15 protein-coding genes are annotated in these 17,636 nt (G+C 67.5%); 7 read left to right on the top strand and 8 right to left on the bottom strand.

Annotation, left to right across the window (positions count from 1 at the left end; genetic code table 11):
• Nucleotides 1–173: 173 nt before the first annotated feature.
• The 7 genes from U5N23_RS29640 to U5N23_RS29610 all read left to right on the top strand — a co-directional run bounded on the left by U5N23_RS29640 (nt 174) and on the right by U5N23_RS29610 (nt 7,040).
• On the top strand, nt 174–779 hold the full coding sequence (locus U5N23_RS29640) for a hypothetical protein (protein ID WP_322596275.1): 606 nt from the start codon (nt 174–176) through the stop codon (nt 777–779).
• Entirely contained in the window at nt 776–1,354 is a 579-nt protein-coding gene (locus tag U5N23_RS29635; protein ID WP_322596274.1) for a TlpA disulfide reductase family protein, read from the top strand. Before U5N23_RS29640 ends, U5N23_RS29635 begins: the two co-directional genes overlap by 4 nt.
• A gap of 147 nt (nt 1,355–1,501) precedes the next feature.
• Nucleotides 1,502–1,957: an acetyl-CoA carboxylase biotin carboxyl carrier protein gene (gene accB, locus U5N23_RS29630; RefSeq protein WP_322596273.1), complete on the top strand. Its 456-nt coding sequence runs from the start codon at nt 1,502–1,504 to the stop codon at nt 1,955–1,957.
• Nucleotides 1,958–1,964: 7 nt separating this feature from the next.
• The gene (gene accC / locus U5N23_RS29625; RefSeq protein ID WP_007861132.1) at nt 1,965–3,314 is read left to right on the top strand and encodes an acetyl-CoA carboxylase biotin carboxylase subunit; all 1,350 of its coding nucleotides are present in this window, start codon (nt 1,965–1,967) and stop codon (nt 3,312–3,314) included.
• Nucleotides 3,315–3,396: 82 nt separating this feature from the next.
• Nucleotides 3,397–4,296: a 50S ribosomal protein L11 methyltransferase gene (prmA, locus tag U5N23_RS29620; RefSeq protein ID WP_322596272.1), complete on the top strand. Its 900-nt coding sequence runs from the start codon at nt 3,397–3,399 to the stop codon at nt 4,294–4,296.
• Nucleotides 4,297–4,342: 46 nt separating this feature from the next.
• On the top strand, nt 4,343–6,091 hold the full coding sequence (locus U5N23_RS29615; protein WP_322596271.1) for a zinc-ribbon and DUF3426 domain-containing protein: 1,749 nt from the start codon (nt 4,343–4,345) through the stop codon (nt 6,089–6,091).
• Between the two features lie 52 nt (nt 6,092–6,143).
• Nucleotides 6,144–7,040 carry a carbohydrate kinase family protein gene (locus U5N23_RS29610; protein ID WP_322596270.1) on the top strand — a complete coding sequence of 299 codons (897 nt, stop codon included), beginning with the start codon at nt 6,144–6,146 and terminating at the stop codon, nt 7,038–7,040.
• 124 nt (nt 7,041–7,164) lie between these two features.
• Here the strand turns inward: U5N23_RS29610 and U5N23_RS29605 are convergent, their stop codons facing one another.
• The 8 genes from U5N23_RS29605 to U5N23_RS29570 all read right to left on the bottom strand — a co-directional run bounded on the left by U5N23_RS29605 (nt 7,165) and on the right by U5N23_RS29570 (nt 17,560).
• The gene (locus tag U5N23_RS29605; RefSeq protein WP_322596269.1) at nt 7,165–7,788 is read right to left on the bottom strand and encodes a histone; all 624 of its coding nucleotides are present in this window, start codon (nt 7,786–7,788) and stop codon (nt 7,165–7,167) included.
• A 182-nt stretch (nt 7,789–7,970) separates the two neighbouring features.
• A complete protein-coding gene (locus tag U5N23_RS29600) occupies nt 7,971–9,170 on the bottom strand; it encodes a ribonucleotide-diphosphate reductase subunit beta (protein ID WP_322596268.1) in 1,200 nt (399 codons plus the stop codon).
• Nucleotides 9,171–9,305: 135 nt separating this feature from the next.
• Nucleotides 9,306–12,242, bottom strand: coding sequence for a ribonucleoside-diphosphate reductase subunit alpha (locus U5N23_RS29595; RefSeq protein ID WP_322596267.1), 2,937 nt, complete (start codon nt 12,240–12,242; stop codon nt 9,306–9,308).
• 404 nt (nt 12,243–12,646) lie between these two features.
• Nucleotides 12,647–13,270: a 1,6-anhydro-N-acetylmuramyl-L-alanine amidase AmpD gene (gene ampD / locus U5N23_RS29590; RefSeq protein WP_322596266.1), complete on the bottom strand. Its 624-nt coding sequence runs from the start codon at nt 13,268–13,270 to the stop codon at nt 12,647–12,649.
• The gene (locus U5N23_RS29585; RefSeq protein WP_322596265.1) at nt 13,254–14,807 is read right to left on the bottom strand and encodes a sigma-54 dependent transcriptional regulator; all 1,554 of its coding nucleotides are present in this window, start codon (nt 14,805–14,807) and stop codon (nt 13,254–13,256) included. Before U5N23_RS29585 ends, ampD begins: the two co-directional genes overlap by 17 nt.
• 17 nt (nt 14,808–14,824) lie before the next feature.
• Complete coding sequence (locus tag U5N23_RS29580; RefSeq protein WP_322596264.1) at nt 14,825–16,528, bottom strand: HAMP domain-containing sensor histidine kinase; 1,704 nt, start codon at nt 16,526–16,528, stop codon at nt 14,825–14,827.
• Nucleotides 16,529–16,538: 10 nt separating this feature from the next.
• Nucleotides 16,539–16,766, bottom strand: a complete 228-nt coding sequence (locus U5N23_RS29575) for a PP0621 family protein (protein WP_322596263.1) — start codon at nt 16,764–16,766, stop codon at nt 16,539–16,541.
• Nucleotides 16,763–17,560: a cytochrome C assembly family protein gene (locus U5N23_RS29570; protein WP_322596262.1), complete on the bottom strand. Its 798-nt coding sequence runs from the start codon at nt 17,558–17,560 to the stop codon at nt 16,763–16,765. Before U5N23_RS29570 ends, U5N23_RS29575 begins: the two co-directional genes overlap by 4 nt.
• Nucleotides 17,561–17,636: the final 76 nt, after the last annotated feature.

The following is a 17,636-nucleotide window of genomic DNA, read 5'->3' as shown; positions in this document are numbered from 1 at the left end:
TCTACTTTTCAAACCAGGTGGCCCATTCCGCAGGGGCGGCCTGCCCGGGGAGCTATGAAATTGATAGTCCTGTGCGCGCCATGGCCCTGTGGGCGGCGGTGCTGTGGGGGCATCCGCCAGACCCCGAAGGCGCGTTCGCGCCACAATGGAGCCTCCACTGCCTGGTTTGCGCCATGAACACACCTCTGAGTGCCGAAATCGCCAATACCACCGCCCGCATCGTCGTCGAGGAAGGGATGGAGTGGGGCCCTGCCAAGCGCCGCGCGCTGCGCGAGATGGGCCTGCCCGCCCGCACGGCGCTGCCCGGCAACGACCAGGTGGAGGAGGCCGTGCGCGAGTACATCGCCCTGTTCTGCGCCGACACCCAGCCGCGCGAGCTGAGCGCACTGCGCCAGCTGGCCCTGGTCTGGATGGAGCGCATGGCGGCCTTTCGCCCCCACCTGGGCGGGGCCGTGTGGCACGGCACGGCCACGCGCCTGTCCGACATTTACCTGCAGTTGTTCTGCGATGATTCCAAATCCGCTGAAATTGCGCTCATCGACCACCATGTGGACTACGAGCCGCGCACGGTGTCCGGTTTCCATGGCGAGTCGGTCGAGGCGCTTAGTCTAGGCAGCAAATCGCCTGAACTGGGCGAGATGATCGGAGTCCACCTGCTGATCTATGACCTTGACGACCTGCGCGGTGCGCTGCGGCCCGATGCCAAGGGGCGTTCGCCCCGCGGTGACATCACGGCCGTGCGCCGCCTGCTCCAAGACACGGAAACCCCTGCTCCATGACGACCCCCGCTCCCGAGACTTCGCCCGCCACCCTTTCTGACACCCCCACCGATCCTGCCCGCCGCCGCTGGCTGTATGCGGGCGTGGCCGGCGCGGCCGCCGTGGGCGGGGCAGGCGTGGCGTGGTGGAAGTTCCAGCCCCATGCCATCGAAAGCGGGGCCGAAAAAGTCCTGTGGGCCCTGGAATTCGAGACGCCGGACGGCGCTACCCTGCCGCTGCAGCGCTTTTTGGGCAAACCGCTGCTCATCAACTTCTGGGCGACCTGGTGTGCGCCCTGTGTCGAAGAGCTGCCCATGCTCAACGCCTTTTACCGCGAACATGCGCCCAAAGGCTGGCAGGTGGTGGCTCTGGCCATCGATCAGCCGTCTTCGGTGCGCAAGTTCCTGACCAAGCTGCCGCTCGAATTCCCCGTCGGGCTGGCCGGCTTGCAGGGCACGGACCTGGGGCGCTCGCTCGGAAACCTCACCGGGGGCTTGCCTTTCACGGTGGTGCTGGGCGCAGAGGGCCGGGTGCTGCACCGTAAAATGGGCCAGGTCACCGCGCAGGATCTGCAGCAGTGGGCGGCCCTGCGCTAGGCAGGGTGGGCCTTCTGCGCCCTTTATTCCCGGCCTGAAGGGCCTTTTGACGCTCTGGCGTTCATCAAAATTGTGACCCAAAGACGGGTATAGGCCGAATTTGGAGTAAATTCGCGCCCTGTTCAGTTTTTAGCCGTTGGAGCTTTCATGGATCTGCGAAAACTCAAAACCCTCATCGATCTCGTGTCCGAGTCGAATGTGTCCGAACTCGAAATCACGGAAGCCGAGGGCAAGGTCCGTATCGTCAAGAGCGGCAGCGCCGTGGTCCAGCAGTATGTACCAGCGCCCATGCAGCAGGCTCCCGCCCCTGCACAGGCTGCAGCCGCCCCCGTGGCCGAGCTGCCTGCGCCCGCCCCGGTCGCGCCCGCAGGCCATGTGGTCAAGTCGCCCATGGTCGGCACCTTCTACCGTTCGTCCAGCCCCGGCGCCAAGGCCTTTGTCGAGATCGGCAGCCAGGTCAAGGAAGGCGAGACCATCTGCATCATCGAGGCCATGAAGATCCTCAACGAGATCGAGGCCGACAAGTCGGGCACGGTCACCCGCATCCTGGGCGAGAACGGCCAGGCCGTGGAATACGGACAACCGCTGTTCGTGATCGAGTAAGGCTTGCATGTTCAAGAAGATCCTTGTTGCCAATCGGGGTGAGATCGCCTTGCGGATCCAGCGCGCCTGCCATGAACTGGGCGTGAAGGCCGTGATGGTCTACTCCGAGGCCGACCGCGACGCCAAGTACGTCAAGCTGGCCGAAGAGGCGGTGTGCATCGGCCCCGCGCCCTCGCCGCTGTCCTACCTCAACATGCCGGCCATCATCTCGGCCGCCGAAGTGACCGACGCCGAGGCCATCCATCCCGGCTATGGCTTCCTGTCCGAGAACGCCGACTTCGCCGAGCGCGTGGAAAAGAGCGGCTTCCAGTTCATCGGCCCCACGCCCGAGTCGATCCGCATCATGGGCGACAAGGTCTCGGCCAAACAGGCCATGATCCGTGCCGGCGTACCCTGCGTGCCGGGTTCCGAAGGCGAGCTGCCCGAAGACCCGGTGCAGATCCGCCGCATCGCCAAGGCCGTGGGCTATCCCGTGATCATCAAGGCCGCTGGCGGCGGCGGTGGCCGCGGCATGCGCGTGGTGCACACCGAGGCCGCACTGGTCAATGCCGTGCAGATGACCAAGGCCGAGGCCGGCGCTGCGTTCGGCAATCCTGCGGTGTACATGGAGAAGTTCCTCCAGAACCCGCGCCACATCGAGATCCAGATCCTCGCCGACAAGCACCGCAATGCGGTCTACCTGGGCGAGCGCGACTGCTCCATGCAGCGGCGCCACCAGAAGGTGATCGAGGAAGCGCCGGCGCCGGGCATCCCGCGCAAGCTGATCGAGAAGATCGGCGAGCGCTGCGTGGCCGCCTGCAAGAAGATCGGCTACCGCGGTGCGGGCACCTTCGAGTTCCTCTACGAAAACGGCGAGTTCTACTTCATCGAGATGAACACCCGCGTGCAGGTGGAGCATCCGGTGACCGAGTGGATCACGGGCGTGGACATCGTGCGCACGCAGATCATGGTCGCCGCGGGCGAGAAGCTGCCCTTCACCCAGCGCCAGATCGAGATCAGGGGCCATGCCATCGAGTGCCGCATCAATGCCGAGGATGCCTACAAGTTCACCCCCTCGCCAGGGCGCATCACCACCTGGCATCCGCCCGGCGGGCCCGGTGTGCGCGTGGACTCGCATGCCTACACCAACTACTTCGTGCCGCCGAACTACGACTCGATGATCGGCAAGATCATCGTGCACGCCGATACGCGCGAACAGGCGCTGGCGCGCATGCGCACCGCGCTGTCGGAGACGGTGATCGAAGGCATCAACACCAACGTGCCGCTGCACCGCGAGCTGATGGTGGACGCCAAGTTCATGGCCGGCGGCACCAACATCCACTACCTGGAAGAGTGGCTCTCGCAGCACAAACGCTGAGCGGGCTGTCCGTTGGTGGATCCACATGCTGGCCCCTGGCAACGGGGGCCGGCATTTCATTTTTTCTGAGAGGCCTGCGCCCATGTTCGAGCTGATGCTGATGTGCCCTGAAGACCGGATCGAGCCGGTCAGTGACGCGCTGGACGCGCTGGATGCGCTGAGCGTCTCGGTCGAGGACGCCGACGCGCAGACCGACGCCGAGCAGGCCCTGTTCGGCGAGCCCGGCATGCCGCCGCCCAAGGACGGCTGGCAGCGCAGCCGCGTCGTGGCCCTGTTCCCCACGCGCGAGGCCGCCAGCGAGGCGCAGCAACTGCTGTCCGTGCAGGATTTCTTCGAGGGTTGCCAGGTGCTGGGTGTGGCCGAGGTGGCCGACCAGGACTGGGTGCGGCTCACGCAGTCGCAGTTCACCCCCGTGGACATCACGCCCGACTTCTGGATCGTGCCCACCTGGCACGAGCTGCCGGCGCAGGCCGTGCGCAGCATCCGCCTGGACCCGGGCCTGGCCTTCGGTACGGGCACCCACCCCACCACCCGCATGTGCCTGCGCTGGATCGCCCGCCAGGGTGCTGCCGGCGAGGGTGCTGCCGCCTTCGGCCGCGTGCTCGACTACGGCTGCGGCTCGGGCATTCTGGCCATCGGCACGGCCAAGTTCGGTGCCACCGACATCGATGCGGTGGACATCGACACGGCGGCCGTCGAATCGACCGTGCTGAACGCGGCGGCCAACGGCGTGCAGCTGCGTGCCGGCCTGCCCGACAAGGCCAGCGGCCCGTACCAGACCGTTCTGGCCAATATCCTGGCCACGCCGCTGCGCGTGCTCGCGCCCCTGCTGTGCAACCACGTGGCGCCCGGCGGCCACCTGGTGCTGGCGGGCATCCTGGCGCGCCAGGCCGAGGAGCTCAAGGAAGCCTACGCACCCTGGGTGAAGCTCGAGGTGGCGGACACCGAGGACGGCTGGATCCTCATGACGGCATCGCGCTGATGCCAGGCGCGGGACTGCATACGTCCCACCCTACAATCCATCGCAGATGAGCCAGATCACACGCTGCCCGGCCTGCGCGACCCAATTCAAGGTGGTCGCCGACCAGTTGCGCATTTCCGAAGGCTGGGTGCGTTGCGGGCAGTGCAAGGAAGTGTTCGATGCGGCGGCGCACCTGGTGGCCGCGCCGCCTCCGCCGATGCTGCCCGATGTGTCGCTCACCGATACGCGGCCGCCACCCACCGTCGTGGCACGGCCGCCCGAGGCGCGTGGCGCCTGGGGGGTCTTCGACCCGCCTCAGAACAAGCCCGCGGGCCGCGTGCTCCAGCCACCGGCGCCCGTACCAGGCCCTGCGACGGCAGCGCCCCTGGCGGCACCGCCGGCTGCGGCGGCGGGCGCCTCCGGCGGCACGGCTGGCGAGGTTTTCGATATCCCTGCGCCCACCGTTCCGGCGTTCCTGTCGGCGACGCGCGCAGCTTCCACGGCGCTCGGTGCCGATGATCTGAGCCTGGAGCCCTTGCAGCCCTTTGGCTGGCGAGCGCCCGCGCCGCCGCTGGCGACACCCCGCCCGACACCCGCAGCGCCGCCGGCAGCAGCCGTCCCTCCGCCCGCGGCATTCGTGCCCCCGCAGCCACGCGAGGAGAGCCAGGTGATGCCCGGGCTGGCCGCGTCGCTGCTGGCCGACCTGGCCCCGGTGGCCGGCCCCGCGCTGCCCAAGGGCGTGCTGGACCCGGCCGCCGAGGGTATGGCGCTGCCTGCCGGCTACGAGCTGCCCACGGCGGATTTTTCCGACTCCCTGCCCAGGGCCGAGGGCGAAGGCCGCGGCGGCCGCGATGCCCGCGACGACGATGGCCCGGACACGGAAATCATGTCCCTGTCGGAGGACCTGGGCGAGCAGGATCCCTATCCGCCCCTGGACCTGTCCAGCGCAGCGGCCCGGCGTGGGTCCGTGCTGCTGGACGAGGACGACGACCATGATGACGGCGTGCCGCTGTTCGGCCCGGCGGCCGTGGTGCCTGCGCCCGCGCCGGTGGTCGCCCCCGTACCCGAGCCCGCACCCTGGCGCAGGCCGGGGGCTGCGCCATCTCCAGCGCCCACCAGCGGGTTTTCCGATTCCATCACGCCGTTTCCCGATGCGGACTTCGAGCTCATGCCCGATCCGGTCTTTCCGGCATCGGCACCCCCGCGGGCGAATGCCTCCAGCGGTGGACGTGGGTCTGCGGCGGCGACAGCGCTGGATGCCGACGAGGACGAGCTGCCGGCCGGCCATGCTTCCGATGCGCAAGAGGTGAGCTTCGTGCGCGCCGCGCGCCGCAAGGCCTTCTGGCGCCGGCCGCTCGTGCGCACCCTGCTGGCGCTGGCGCTCGTGCTGCTGCTCGGGGTGCTGGCCGTACAGGTCGCCGTGCACGAGCGCAACCGCATCGCCGCGATGGACAGCAGGGCGCGCCCTTGGCTGCAGCAGCTGTGCGCACATCTGGGCTGTACGCTGGCGCCCCAGCGCCAGATTGCCGATGTGGTGATCGACGGCTCCTCCTTCAACAAGGCGCGTGGCGAGGGCTACCTGCTGTCGCTCACCGTCAAGAGCCGCGCCACGATACCGCTGGAAATGCCCGCAGTGGAGCTGACCCTCACCGATGCCCAGGACCAGCCCGTCCTGCGGCGGGTGCTGCTGCCGGCCGATCTCGCGGCGCCCGTCGAACTGCCTGCGCGCGGCGAGTGGAGCACCTCTCTGTCGGTGGTAGTGACCACGGGTGCCTCACGGGTGTCGGGCTACCGGCTGCTGACTTTCTACCCCTGATTCCACCGGGATCGCGGGCCTCTCTTTCCAACCCTTCACTTTCTTCCCACCTATGGCTGCCCTTATCTGTGGTTCCCTGGCATTCGACACCATCATGACCTTCGAGGGTCGCTTTGCCGAACAGATCCTGCCCGAGCAACTGCACATCCTCAATGTGTCGTTCCTCGTGCCCTCACTGCGCCGCGACTTCGGCGGCTGTGCCGGCAACATCGCCTACAGCCTCCAGCTGCTGGGTGGCGAGCCCGTGCCCATGGCCATGGTGGGTAGCGATGGTGCGGACTACCTGCAGCGCCTGGACGACCTGGGCATCAGCCGTCGCTTCGTGGGCCAGGTCCAGGATGTGCACACCGCGCAGGCCATGATCATGACCGACCGCGACAACAACCAGATCACTGCCTTCCACCCCGGCGCCATGATGCAGGCCCATGCCAACCGCATCGAGTCCGGCGCGGGCATCCACCTGGCCATCATCGCGCCCGATGGCCGCGACGCCATGATCGAGCACGCTGCGCAACTGGTGGCGGCCGGTGTTCCCTTCGTTTTCGATCCGGGCCAGGGCCTGCCCATGTTCAACGGTGCCGAACTCTCGCGCTTCATCGAGCAGGCCACCTGGGTCACGGTCAACGACTACGAGGGCAAGATGCTCAGCGAGCGCACGGGCTGGAGCCTGGCCGAGATCTCGCAGCGCGTCGATGGCCTGGTGGTGACTCTGGGTGGCGAGGGTTGCGAGGTCTGGGTCAAGGGCGATAAGACGCTGGTGCCTGCCGTGGTGCCGGCCGCCGTCGTGGACCCCACGGGCTGCGGCGATGCCTGGCGCGGTGCGCTGCTCTTCGGCCTGGAGCGTGGCTGGCCGCTGGTGAAGTGTGCGGAGCTGGGCAACCGCGTCGGTGCCCTCAAGATCGCGCAGCGCGGCCCGCAAAGCTACACGCTCGACTTCCAGCCTGTGTGAGCCGATCGGGGTGCCGCGCGGTGCCACGCGCGGCGCCGGCGTGGCACCCGGCACTGTGCGTCCGGGCATAAAAAAACCCGGTGCCGAAGCACCGGGTTGAGCGCGCAGCGCGTAAGGCAAAGACTTACGGCTTGGTGCCCGTAGGGAAGGGCCATGCTGCCTGGGGGTTCAGCGTGGTCTGCGCTGCGGGAGCTGCTGCTGCAGCTGGCGCAGGGGCTGGGGCCTTGGCCGCTTTCTTGGCAGGAGCTGCCTTCTTGGCGGGTGCAGGGGCGGCCTTCTTGGCGGCTACGGCCTTCTTGGCAGGAGCGGCAGCCTTCTTGCTGGGCGCAGCTGCCTTCTTGGCAGGAGCGGCAGCCTTCTTGGCGGGTGCAGCTGCCTTCTTGGCAGGAGCGGCCTTCTTGGTGGGTGCTGCTGCCTTCTTGGCGGGAGCGGCCTTCTTGGCTGGTGCTGCTGCCTTCTTGGCAGGAGCGGCCTTCTTGGCGGGTGCTGCTGCCTTCTTGGCGGGAGCGGCCTTCTTGGCTGGTGCTGCTGCCTTCTTGGCGGGAGCGGCCTTCTTGGCGGGTGCTGCTGCCTTCTTGGCGGGAGCGGCCTTCTTGGCTGGTGCTGCTGCCTTCTTGGCAGGAGCGGCCTTCTTGGCGGGTGCTGCTGCCTTCTTGGCAGGAGCGGCCTTCTTGGCCGCTGGCTTTGCAGCTACAGCCTTCTTCGCGGGAGCTGCCTTCTTTGCAGCGGGTTTTTTCGCAGTTGCCATCATGTTCTCCTTGAGTCAATTTGCAAAGAGCACTTCGTGTCTACAGTGGACATGAAGCGATCCATGGAGATGGGGCGTGCCCCATCTCCATGAACACGGGAACGCCCTGCACGGCAACGCGCTTGGGCGTTGTCCGTGCAGGGCGTGGTGTGGGGATCCATGGCGTGCGTGCACCTGCGAGGCTAGTCCCAGGACAATGCGCCACCCGACTGGTACTCGATGACGCGCGTCTCGAAGAAGTTGCGCTCCTTCTTCAGGTCGATCATCTCGCTCATCCAGGGGAAGGGATTTTCTTCGTTGGGGAACAGCGTCTCCAGGCCGATCTGGGTGGCGCGGCGGTTCGCGATGTAGCGCAGGTAGCCCTTGAACATCGACGCGTTCATGCCCAGCACGCCACGCGGCATGGTGTCTTCGGCATAGCGGTACTCGAGCTCCACGGCCTGCATGAACAGGGCCTTGATCTCGGCCTTGAACTCCGCGGTCCACAGGTGCGGGTTCTCCAGCTTGAGCTGGTTGATCAGGTCGATGCCGAAGTTGCAGTGCATCGACTCGTCGCGCAGGATGTACTGGTACTGCTCGGCTGCACCGGTCATCTTGTTCTGGCGGCCCAGCGCCAGGATCTGCGTGAAGCCGACATAGAAGAACAGGCCTTCCATCAGGCAGGCGAAGACGATCAGCGACTTGAGCAGGGTCTGGTCGGTCTCGAAGGTGCCGGTGTGGAAGTTGGGGTCCATGATCGCCTCGATGAAGGGGATCAGGAACTGGTCCTTGTCGCGGATCGAGGGCACTTCCAGGTAGGCGTTGAAGATCTCGCCTTCATCCAGGCCGAGCGACTCCACGATGTACTGGTAGGCGTGCGTGTGGATCGCTTCCTCGAACGCCTGGCGCAGCAGGAACTGGCGGCACTCGGGCGCGGTGATGTGGCGGTAGGTGCCCAGCACGATGTTGTTGGCGGCCAGCGAGTCGGCGGTCACGAAGAAGCCGAGGTTGCGCTTGATGATGCGGCGCTCGTCTTCGGTCAGGCCGTTGGGGTCCTTCCACAACGCGATGTCGCGCGTCATGTTCACCTCTTGCGGCATCCAGTGGTTGGCGCAGGTGGCGAGGTACTTTTCCCAGGCCCACTTGTACTTGAACGGCACCAGCTGGTTGACGTCGGTCTGGCCGTTGATGATGCGCTTGTCGGCGGCGTTCACGCGGCGGTGCGCGGGTGCTGCGGCAGGGGTGGCTTGCGGTGCAGCGGATGCTGTCATCGACGCATGCACTTCCTGAAGCGAGGGGGTCTGGAAAGACACAGGCGGCTGTTCCGCCGGGTGGCTTTTGTGCAGTCCACCGTCCAGTTGATTTTGCGATGAGGGCTTGACTTCTTCGTCCCAGGACAACATAGATTTTCCAGTGTTCGGATTATGAAAGCAGTGCTGCAAAAAGGAAAGCACCGCAGCGTTGTGCAGCAACGTTTTGTTGCTTCACAGCACCGAAGCGGCGTGCATGGGTCCGCATGCGCGCCGCTTCATGAGGCCTTACTGGCAGGCCTCGCAGGTTGGATCATCGATGGCGCAGAACTTGACGTCGGTGGCAGGCAGTGCGGCGGCCTGCGCGGCAGCGGCTGCAGCGGCCGCTTCCATCGCGCTCGGCTTGGCCGGCGCGGCCTGTGCAGAGCCTGCATCGCTGCCCGAGGACACGGAGTTGAGCTGGCGCGTGTTCACGGTGCTCATCTCCACGTGCGTGGCGCTTTGCGTGCGCAGGTAGTAGGTGGTCTTGAGGCCGCGCAACCATGCCAGCTTGTAGGTGTCGTCGAGCTTTTTGCCCGATGCACCGGCCATGTAGATGTTCAGGCTCTGCGCCTGGTCGATCCACTTCTGGCGGCGCGATGCGGCTTCCACCAGCCATTGCGAGTCGACTTCGAAGGCCGTGGAGTACAGCGCCTTGATGTCGGCCGGCACGCGGTCGATGGGGTGCAGCGAACCCTTGAAGTGCTTGAGGTCCATGATCATCACGTCGTCCCACAGGCCCAGGCGCTTGAGGTCGCGCACCAGGCCGCCGTTGATCACGGTGAACTCGCCCGACAGGTTGGACTTGACCGACAGGTTGCCGAACGAGGGCTCGATCGACGCGTCCACGCCGATGATGTTGGAAATCGTGGCCGTGGGGGCGATGGCGACGCAATTGGAGTTGCGCATGCCGTCCTCGCTGATCTTCTTGCGCAGGGCATCCCAGTCGAGCGTGGCCGAGCGGTCCACTTCGACGTAGCCGCCGCGTGCCGTGGCCAGCATGTCCAGCGTGTCCAGGGGCAGGATGCCCTGGTCCCACAGCGAGCCCTTGTAGCTCTCGTACTGGCCGCGTTCGCGGGCCAGCTCGGTCGAGGCCCAGTAGGCGTAGTAGCAGATGGCTTCCATCGACCGGTCGGCGAACTCCACGGCCGCCTGCGAGGCGTAGGGAATGCGCAGCTCGTACAGGCTGTCCTGGAAGGCCATCAGGCCCAGGCCCACGGGGCGGTGGCGCAGGTTGGAGTCGCGCGCCTTGGTGACCGCGTAGTAGTTGATGTCGATCACGTTGTCCAGCATGCGCATGGCCACGGTGATGGTCTTGCGCAGCTTGGCGTGGTCGATCTGGCCGTCCTTCAAGTGCTGCAGCAGGTTCACGGAGCCCAGGTTGCAGACGGCGGTCTCGGTGTCGCTGGTGTTCAGCGTGATCTCGGTGCACAGGTTGGACGAGTGCACCACGCCGGCGTGCTGCTGGGGCGAGCGCACGTTGCAGGCATCCTTGAAGGTGATCCAGGGATGGCCGGTCTCGAACAGCATGGTCAGCATCTTGCGCCACATGTCGGTGGCCTGCACCGTCTTGGAGGGCTTGATCTCGCCGCGCGCGGCCTTCTGTTCGTAGGCCACGTAGGCCTTCTCGAAGGCGGTGCCGAACAGGTCGTGCAGGTCGGGCACGTCGGAGGGCGAGAACAGGGTCCAGGTGCCCTTTTCCATCACGCGGCGCATGAACAGGTCGGGGATCCAGTTGGCCGTGTTCATGTCGTGCGTGCGGCGGCGGTCATCGCCGGTGTTCTTGCGCAGCTCCAGGAACTCCTCGATGTCCAGGTGCCAGGTTTCCAGGTAGGTGCAGACCGCGCCCTTGCGCTTGCCGCCCTGGTTCACGGCCACGGCGGTGTCGTTGACCACCTTGAGGAAGGGCACCACGCCCTGCGATTCGCCGTTCGTGCCCTTGATGTGCGAGCCCAGGGCGCGCACGCGCGTCCAGTCGTTGCCCAGGCCGCCGGCAAACTTGGACAGCAGGGCGTTTTCCTTGATGGAGTCGTAGATGCCTTCCAGGTGGTCGGGCACTGTGGTCAGGTAGCACGAGGACAGCTGCGAGCGCAGCGTGCCGCTGTTGAACAGCGTGGGCGTGCTGGACATGAAGTCGAAGCTCGAAAGGATCTCGTAGAACTCGATGGCGCGGGCTTCGCGGTCGGCTTCGTTGAGCGACAGGCCCATGGCCACGCGCATGAAGAAGCACTGGGGCAGCTCGATGCGGGTCTTGCGCACATGCAGGAAGTAGCGGTCGTACAGGGTCTGCAGGCCCAGGTAGTCGAACTGCAGGTCGCGGTCGGCGTTCAGGGCGGCGCCCAGGCGGGCCAGATCGAAGGTCAGCAGGCGCGGGTCCAGCAGTTCGTTGTCCACACCCTTCTGGATGAACTGCGGGAAGTAGTCCACGTAGCTCTGGCCCATGTCGGCCTGGGCGACTTCACGGCCCAGCACTTCGCGCACGATGGTGTGCAGCAACAGGCGTGCGGTGGCGTAGGTGTAGTCGGGGTCCTTCTCGATCAGCGTGCGGGCCGCCAGGATGGAGGCCTTGTAGACCTCGTCCATGGGGACGCCGTCGTACAGGTTGCGCATGGTCTCGGCCACGATGGGCTGGGCCGACACGTCGGCGCCCAGGTTCACGCAGGCCGACTCGATCAGGCCCTGCAGGCGCACCAGGTCCAGCACCACGCGCTTGTCGCCGTCCAGCACGTGCAGTGCGGGGGCGGGGGCAGCCTGTGCCTCCTGCTCGACGTGGCGGGCGCGCTCCTGGGTGCGGCTTTCGCGGTACAGCACGTAGGCGCGGGCCACTTCGTGGTGGCCGCCGCGCATCAGCACCAGTTCCACCTGGTCCTGCACGTCTTCAATATGGAAGGTGCCGCCGCCGGGGCGCGAGCGCGCCAGGGCGCGGGCAACGTTCTGGGTCAGCGTGTCCACCACTTCGCGCACGCTGGCCGAGGCCGCCCCCTGGGTGCCGTGCACTGCCAGAAACGCCTTCATCATCGCCACGGCAATCTTCTGCGGCTCGAACGGGACCACGGCGCCATTGCGGCGGATGATCTGGTAGTGGGAGTACGTGTTCGCTCCCTCTGGCACAGCGGAGGATGCCTCGTGCGCATCCTGGGATGCGGGGCGGGTGGTGGATGAAGGCGTGTTCAAAGCAGCGTGCATGGATGTCCTCTTTTTGGGTGCTGTCTGGAATGTGCAGGCGGGTGGCAGTGCCGCCGCGGGGGAGAAGTGGTGCGCCAGTTTTTGGCCTGTCGCACACTATATATGGTGTGTCAGTTGCGTTCAATACGCTACCGGTAGTGTACCGCTCCCGGGGATGCGAAAACCCGAAACAGCATGTTTCCCCACGCTGGAGCGGCCTATGGGCGCCTGTCCTGCACGCGCGATGTGCCCGATGGATGCACGCAAAAACCACGCAGTGGCGCGCGATGCGGGTCGATTTTGCGCGGCGGGCCGCGTGCAGATTGGCGTGCCTGCCTTGTGCATCTGCACAAAAAATTATTTTTGAAAAAATGCGGCCTGATGTGCCGTCGCGACATCGCCTGGACCGCTGGCCGGTGCGGGGCTCAGGCGCCGTTGCCGTCTGCCGGCCGGGTCTCGGCGGGAAAGCGCTCCGCCGGCCATCCCAGCGCCTGTTGTACGCCAGGCCAGTCGAAGCCCGCACCCGGGTCGTGCTTGCGCCCCGGGGCGATGTGCTCGTGGCCGGCCAGGTGGGCGATGGGATAGCGCAGCGCGATGTCACGGCACAGCCAGGCCAGCGTGGCGTACTGGGCGGCCTCGAAGCGCTCGCCCTCCAGGCCTTCGAGCTCGATGCCGATGGAATCGTCGTTGCATTGCGCGCGGCCCCGGTAGGCCGAGGGCCCCGCATGCCAGGCGCGCTGGTCGCAGTCCACGAACTGCCAGAGCACCCCGGTGCGATCAATGACAAAGTGCGCGGACACCGTGAGGCCGCGGATGCCCTGGTAGTACGGGTGTGCGTCCCAGTCGAGCGTGTTGGTGAACAGCTGGCGCACGCCCGGGCCCCCGTACTGGCCCGGGGGCAGGCTGATGGAGTGCACCACGATCAGGTCGATCTGCGCTGCCGGCGGGCGCGGGCCGAAGTTGGGCGAGGGCTGGCGCACGGCCGACCGGTGCCAGCCCTGGTCCCAGGGGGACCCGGCGGCGCCCGGCACCTCAGCCGATGTCGTCATGGGCATCCTGGTCATTGGGCACGGCGATGTTCAGGCGCGCAATGCGGTAGCGGATCTGGCGCAGGCTGATGCCCAGACGTGCCGCCGTGGCCGTGCGGTTGAACCCCGCCTCGCGCAGTGCGCGCACCAGGATGTCGCGCTCCTGCTGGTCCAGCCAGGCCTGCAGGTCGCTGGGCAGGGGCGTGCTGGCGCCGGGCGCTGCGCCCAGGGCAGGCCGAGGCGACGATGCCTCATCCGCCTGCAGCGTGTCCGGCACGGCGTTGGGGGTGAGCGCTGCGGCGTCTGAAGTCTGTGCGGGGGCTGGGCTTGCGCTGCCGACGGCAGGAAAGCCACCCGCAGGCGGTGCCACGCCGTCCACGTGCAACTCGTCCCCCTCGCTCAGGGCCACGGCCCGGTGCAGCAGGTTTTCTAGCTCGCGCACGTTGCCGGTGAGAGGGTGGGCGGCAATCGCCTGGATCGCGTGCTCGGTCAGTGCTGGCACGGGCATGCCCGACTCCTGCGCGATGCGCGCCAGCAGCGCCCGGCACAGGGCGGGCAGGTCCTCGCGCCGCTCGCGCAGCGGCGGGATCACGACCTCGATCACATTCAGGCGGTAATAAAGGTCCTGGCGGAAGCGGCCGGTCTGCACGTCGGCCGCCAGGTCACGGTGCGTGGCGCTGACGATGCGCACGTCCACGGTTTCTTCCTGCGTGGAGCCCAGGGCGCGCACGTTGCGTTCCTGGATGGCGCGCAGCAGCTTCGACTGCATGGCCAGCGGCAGGTCGCCGATCTCGTCGAGGAACAGGGTGCCCCCGCGTGCCGCCTGGAAGTAGCCGTCCCGGTCCTGGCTGGCGCCGGTGTAGGAGCCCTTGCGCGCGCCGAAGAACTCGGCCTCGAGCAGGTTCTCGGGGATGGCGCCGCAGTTCACGGCCACCCAGGGGCCGTCTGCGCGCTGGCTGCTGGCGTGCAGCGCCTGGGCGACGAGCTCCTTGCCGGTGCCCGACTCGCCGTGGATCAGCACCGGCGCCATGCCGCGCGCGACCTTGGCCACGCGCTGCTTGACGTTGCGCATGGCGGCCGATTCGCCCACCAGCCGGTCCAGCGCCGACGACGAGGCCTGGGCATCGACCGCACCGCTCTGGCGCCCGCCCGGGGTGCGCGCCGCGCGGGGTGCGGGCACGCCGCCCGTGCCCTGGATGGCAGAGGCCACCACGGAGCGGAACTGTTTCAGATCCACCGGCTTGGTCAGGTAGTCGAAGGCCCCCGAGCGCAAGGCTTCCACGGCGTTTTCGGCCGAGCCATAGGCCGTCATGACCACGCAGCGCTCCTTGCGCTGCTGGTCGCGCAGGTCTTGCAGCAGCTCCATGCCAAAGCCGTCGGGCAGGCGCATGTCGGTGATCACGGCGTCGAAGCGGTGCGCCTTGAGCTGTTCGCGCGCCTCCTGCACGCTGGCGGCTGTCTCCACGCGGTAGCCTTCGCGCAGCAGCGTCAGTTCGTAGAGCGTGCGCAGGTCGGGCTCGTCGTCCACGACAAGGATGGAGGCAGCAGGGGCGTTCATGGGAGGAGAGAAGGCTTTCAGACCACGATGGTGTCGAACAGGGAGGCGGGCTCGGACGGGCGCGTCGTGCGCCGAAAGCCGACTGTAAAGGCATTGCCACCGGTCTCGCCGCGTTGGGTCAGGCGCACGACCCGCTGGTAGCCGATGGAGGCGCCATGGCGCTGGCACAGCTCGCGGCAGATGTACAGGCCCAGCCCGCTGGAGCGGCTCTCGGACGAAAAGAACGGCTCGAACAGGTGGCGCTCCACCGATTTGTCCATGGGTGCGCCATCGCTCCAGACCTGCAGGCTGATCTGGCCGGTGATGCTGGTGCGCGTGGTGATGCACAGCGAGTCCAGCTCGGGGCCCATGTAGCGCAGGGCGTTGTCCAGCAGGTTCACCAGCACGCGGCGCAGGTGCTCGGGGTCGAACTCCACCTGCGCGTCGCCCGCCGCCAGGGCCACCAGCCCGCGCCGCTGGGTCGGGTCCTGGCCTTGCCAATCGTTCCAGACCTGCGCCACGGCCGTGTCCAGTTGCAGGGTCGAGGCGGGCGAATGGCTGATCTGGTGCTGCACGCGGGCGATGTCCAGCACCTCCTCGGCAATGCGCGCCAGGCGGTCCGCGTTCTGCTGCACCATGTGCGCCAGGCGTTTCTGGCCAGGGTCCGTCAGGTCTTCTTCCAGCAGGGCATTGGCCTGGACGATGGCCGCCAGGGGGTTGCGGATCTCGTGCGCAACGGCAGCCGACATGCGGCCCATGGCGGCCAGCTTCTCGGTGCGCAGGCGCGCCTGCATCTCGCGCAGGTCGTGCAGGAACATCACGCACAGCCGCTCGCTGCCGGCCTCGCGGGCCGGTGTGCGCGAAGAGGTCAGCCAGGTGCGCACATGCAGTCCGGTCGGGCTCTCGCCGGGGTGCAGCAGGTCCGCATCGGCGGTCTGGGGCTGCTCCTGGCGAAAGGTGCGGCGTGCCAGCTTCACCAGCGGATCCCAGGCGGCCGCATGCGTCAGCGAAAAGGGCAGGGGCGGCAGTGGCGGCTGGCCGAGCAATTGCAGGGCCGCCGGGTTGGCCGTGCGCACGGTGTCGTTCTCGTCCACCACGAGCACGCCGTCGGTGAGGTTCTGGATCACCAGGGCACTCACCTGCGTCTGCACGCGCGCCATCATCTGGCTTTGCAGGGCCACTTCCTGCTCGCGTGCCAGGCGCGTGGCAAGCTGGTGCACCAGGTAGGAGACGATGAAGTAGCCCGTGCCCGTCAGGGCGCTCTGCAGGTAGCGCTGCGGGTCGTCGACACCGCTGCGCGAGCCCAGCCACGCCAGGCCCAGCAGCAGCAGGGTCACGCCCGCCGTGGTGCCCAGTGCCAGCGTGAGCGTGCCCAGCACGGCCGCCATCAGGATCGGCAGGCCGAACAGCGGGGTGTAGTTCAGGGCGCCCGAATGCAGCAGCTGCAGCGCGCACACCACCGCCAGGTCGACACCGATGGACGGCAGCCAGTGCATGCCCGTGCCCGGTGGCGGTGGCCGGTGGCGCGCCAGGATGCGCATCAGCAGGGTGGCGACGAGGTAGGCCACGGCGACCGCCAGCGTGGCGGGATCCAGCGTCTGGTTGACAGCCTGCCCCAGGGTCTGCAGCAGGACCAGGGCGATGGCGACCATCACCCGGGCAGTCAGGAAACCCTTCCACAGGCGCAGGAAGGGCGCATCCACCGTCACCAGGAGGTTGTTGCCCGGCAGGCTGTCGGCCATGGTCGTCGGCTCAGGGCTGGCCAAGGCGCAGGTGCTCCAGGCTGCAGTAGGCGCTGTCCCCCTGGATCTGGGCTTCGGCACGCGGCACATGCACGCCGCAGTGCGCGCAGGCCACCATGTCCTGGGGCAGTGCGGGGGGGCGGGCCTTGCCGGGCTGGGGGGGCTTGGGTGCGGCGCGGTTGCTGCGCCAGATGCCGATGGCCACCACCAGCACCACCAGCAGAACGAGGTACTTCATGCGCTGCGGCCCAGGATGACTTCGAGCACGAAGCGCGAACCCACGTAGGCCAGCAGCAGCAGGCCGGCCCCGGCATAGAGCACGCCCACGGCGGTGCGGCCGCGCCAGCCAAAGCGTGCACGGCCCAGCAGCAGCGTGGCAAACGTGATCCAGGCCATCAGCGAGAAGATCGCCTTGTGGTCCCAGCGCCAGGCGCGGCCATAGAGCGCATCGCCGAACAGCCAGCCGGCCAGCAGCGTGGCGGTGAGCAGCACGAAGCCGGCCGCCACGAAGCGGAAGGTCAGGCGCTCCAGCGTGAGCAGCGGAATGCCGCTGTGCGGATCTTCGGCCTGGCGGATGTGGCGCTCGGCCCGTGTCATCAGCCAGGCATGCACCACGGCAGCGCCGAACAGGCCGTAGCAGGCAATGCCCAGCGCCAGGTGCAGCGGCAGCCAGGCCGACGCCGACACATGCAGCGGCTGGCCCGGGAACACCAGGGCCAGCACGATGGCCACGGCGCCCAGCGCCGCCAACACCCAGCGCGCCTGCATCTGCGGAAACAGCTGCTTTTCGACCGCGTACACCGTGAGCACCAGCCAGGCCGTCATCGACAGGGCCGGCGCGAAGCCGAAGCGCGGCGCCTCGCCCCACAGCCCCAGCACCAGCGTGGCGCCATGCAGCAACCATGCGACCAGCAGGGCGTTGCGCATGCCCGCAGCCCCCAGGCGCGACGCTGCGGCAGCCGGCATGGCATAGGCCGCCGCTGCGGCAAGCGCGAGCAGCCAGCCAAGGGGAGAAGCACTGGGTAAAATCATGGCTTACAGTTTAGTTGTCTTTCGCCTTGCCGCCCGCGCCCTGGCGGCCTGCATGCACTCGTACTGCAGGCAAACC

Source organism: Acidovorax sp. (assembly GCF_034519795.1).
GTDB lineage: Bacteria > Pseudomonadota > Gammaproteobacteria > Burkholderiales > Burkholderiaceae_C > Acidovorax.
Note: the sequence above shows the minus strand (reverse complement) of the source record. Positions and strands in the feature narration are given on the sequence as shown.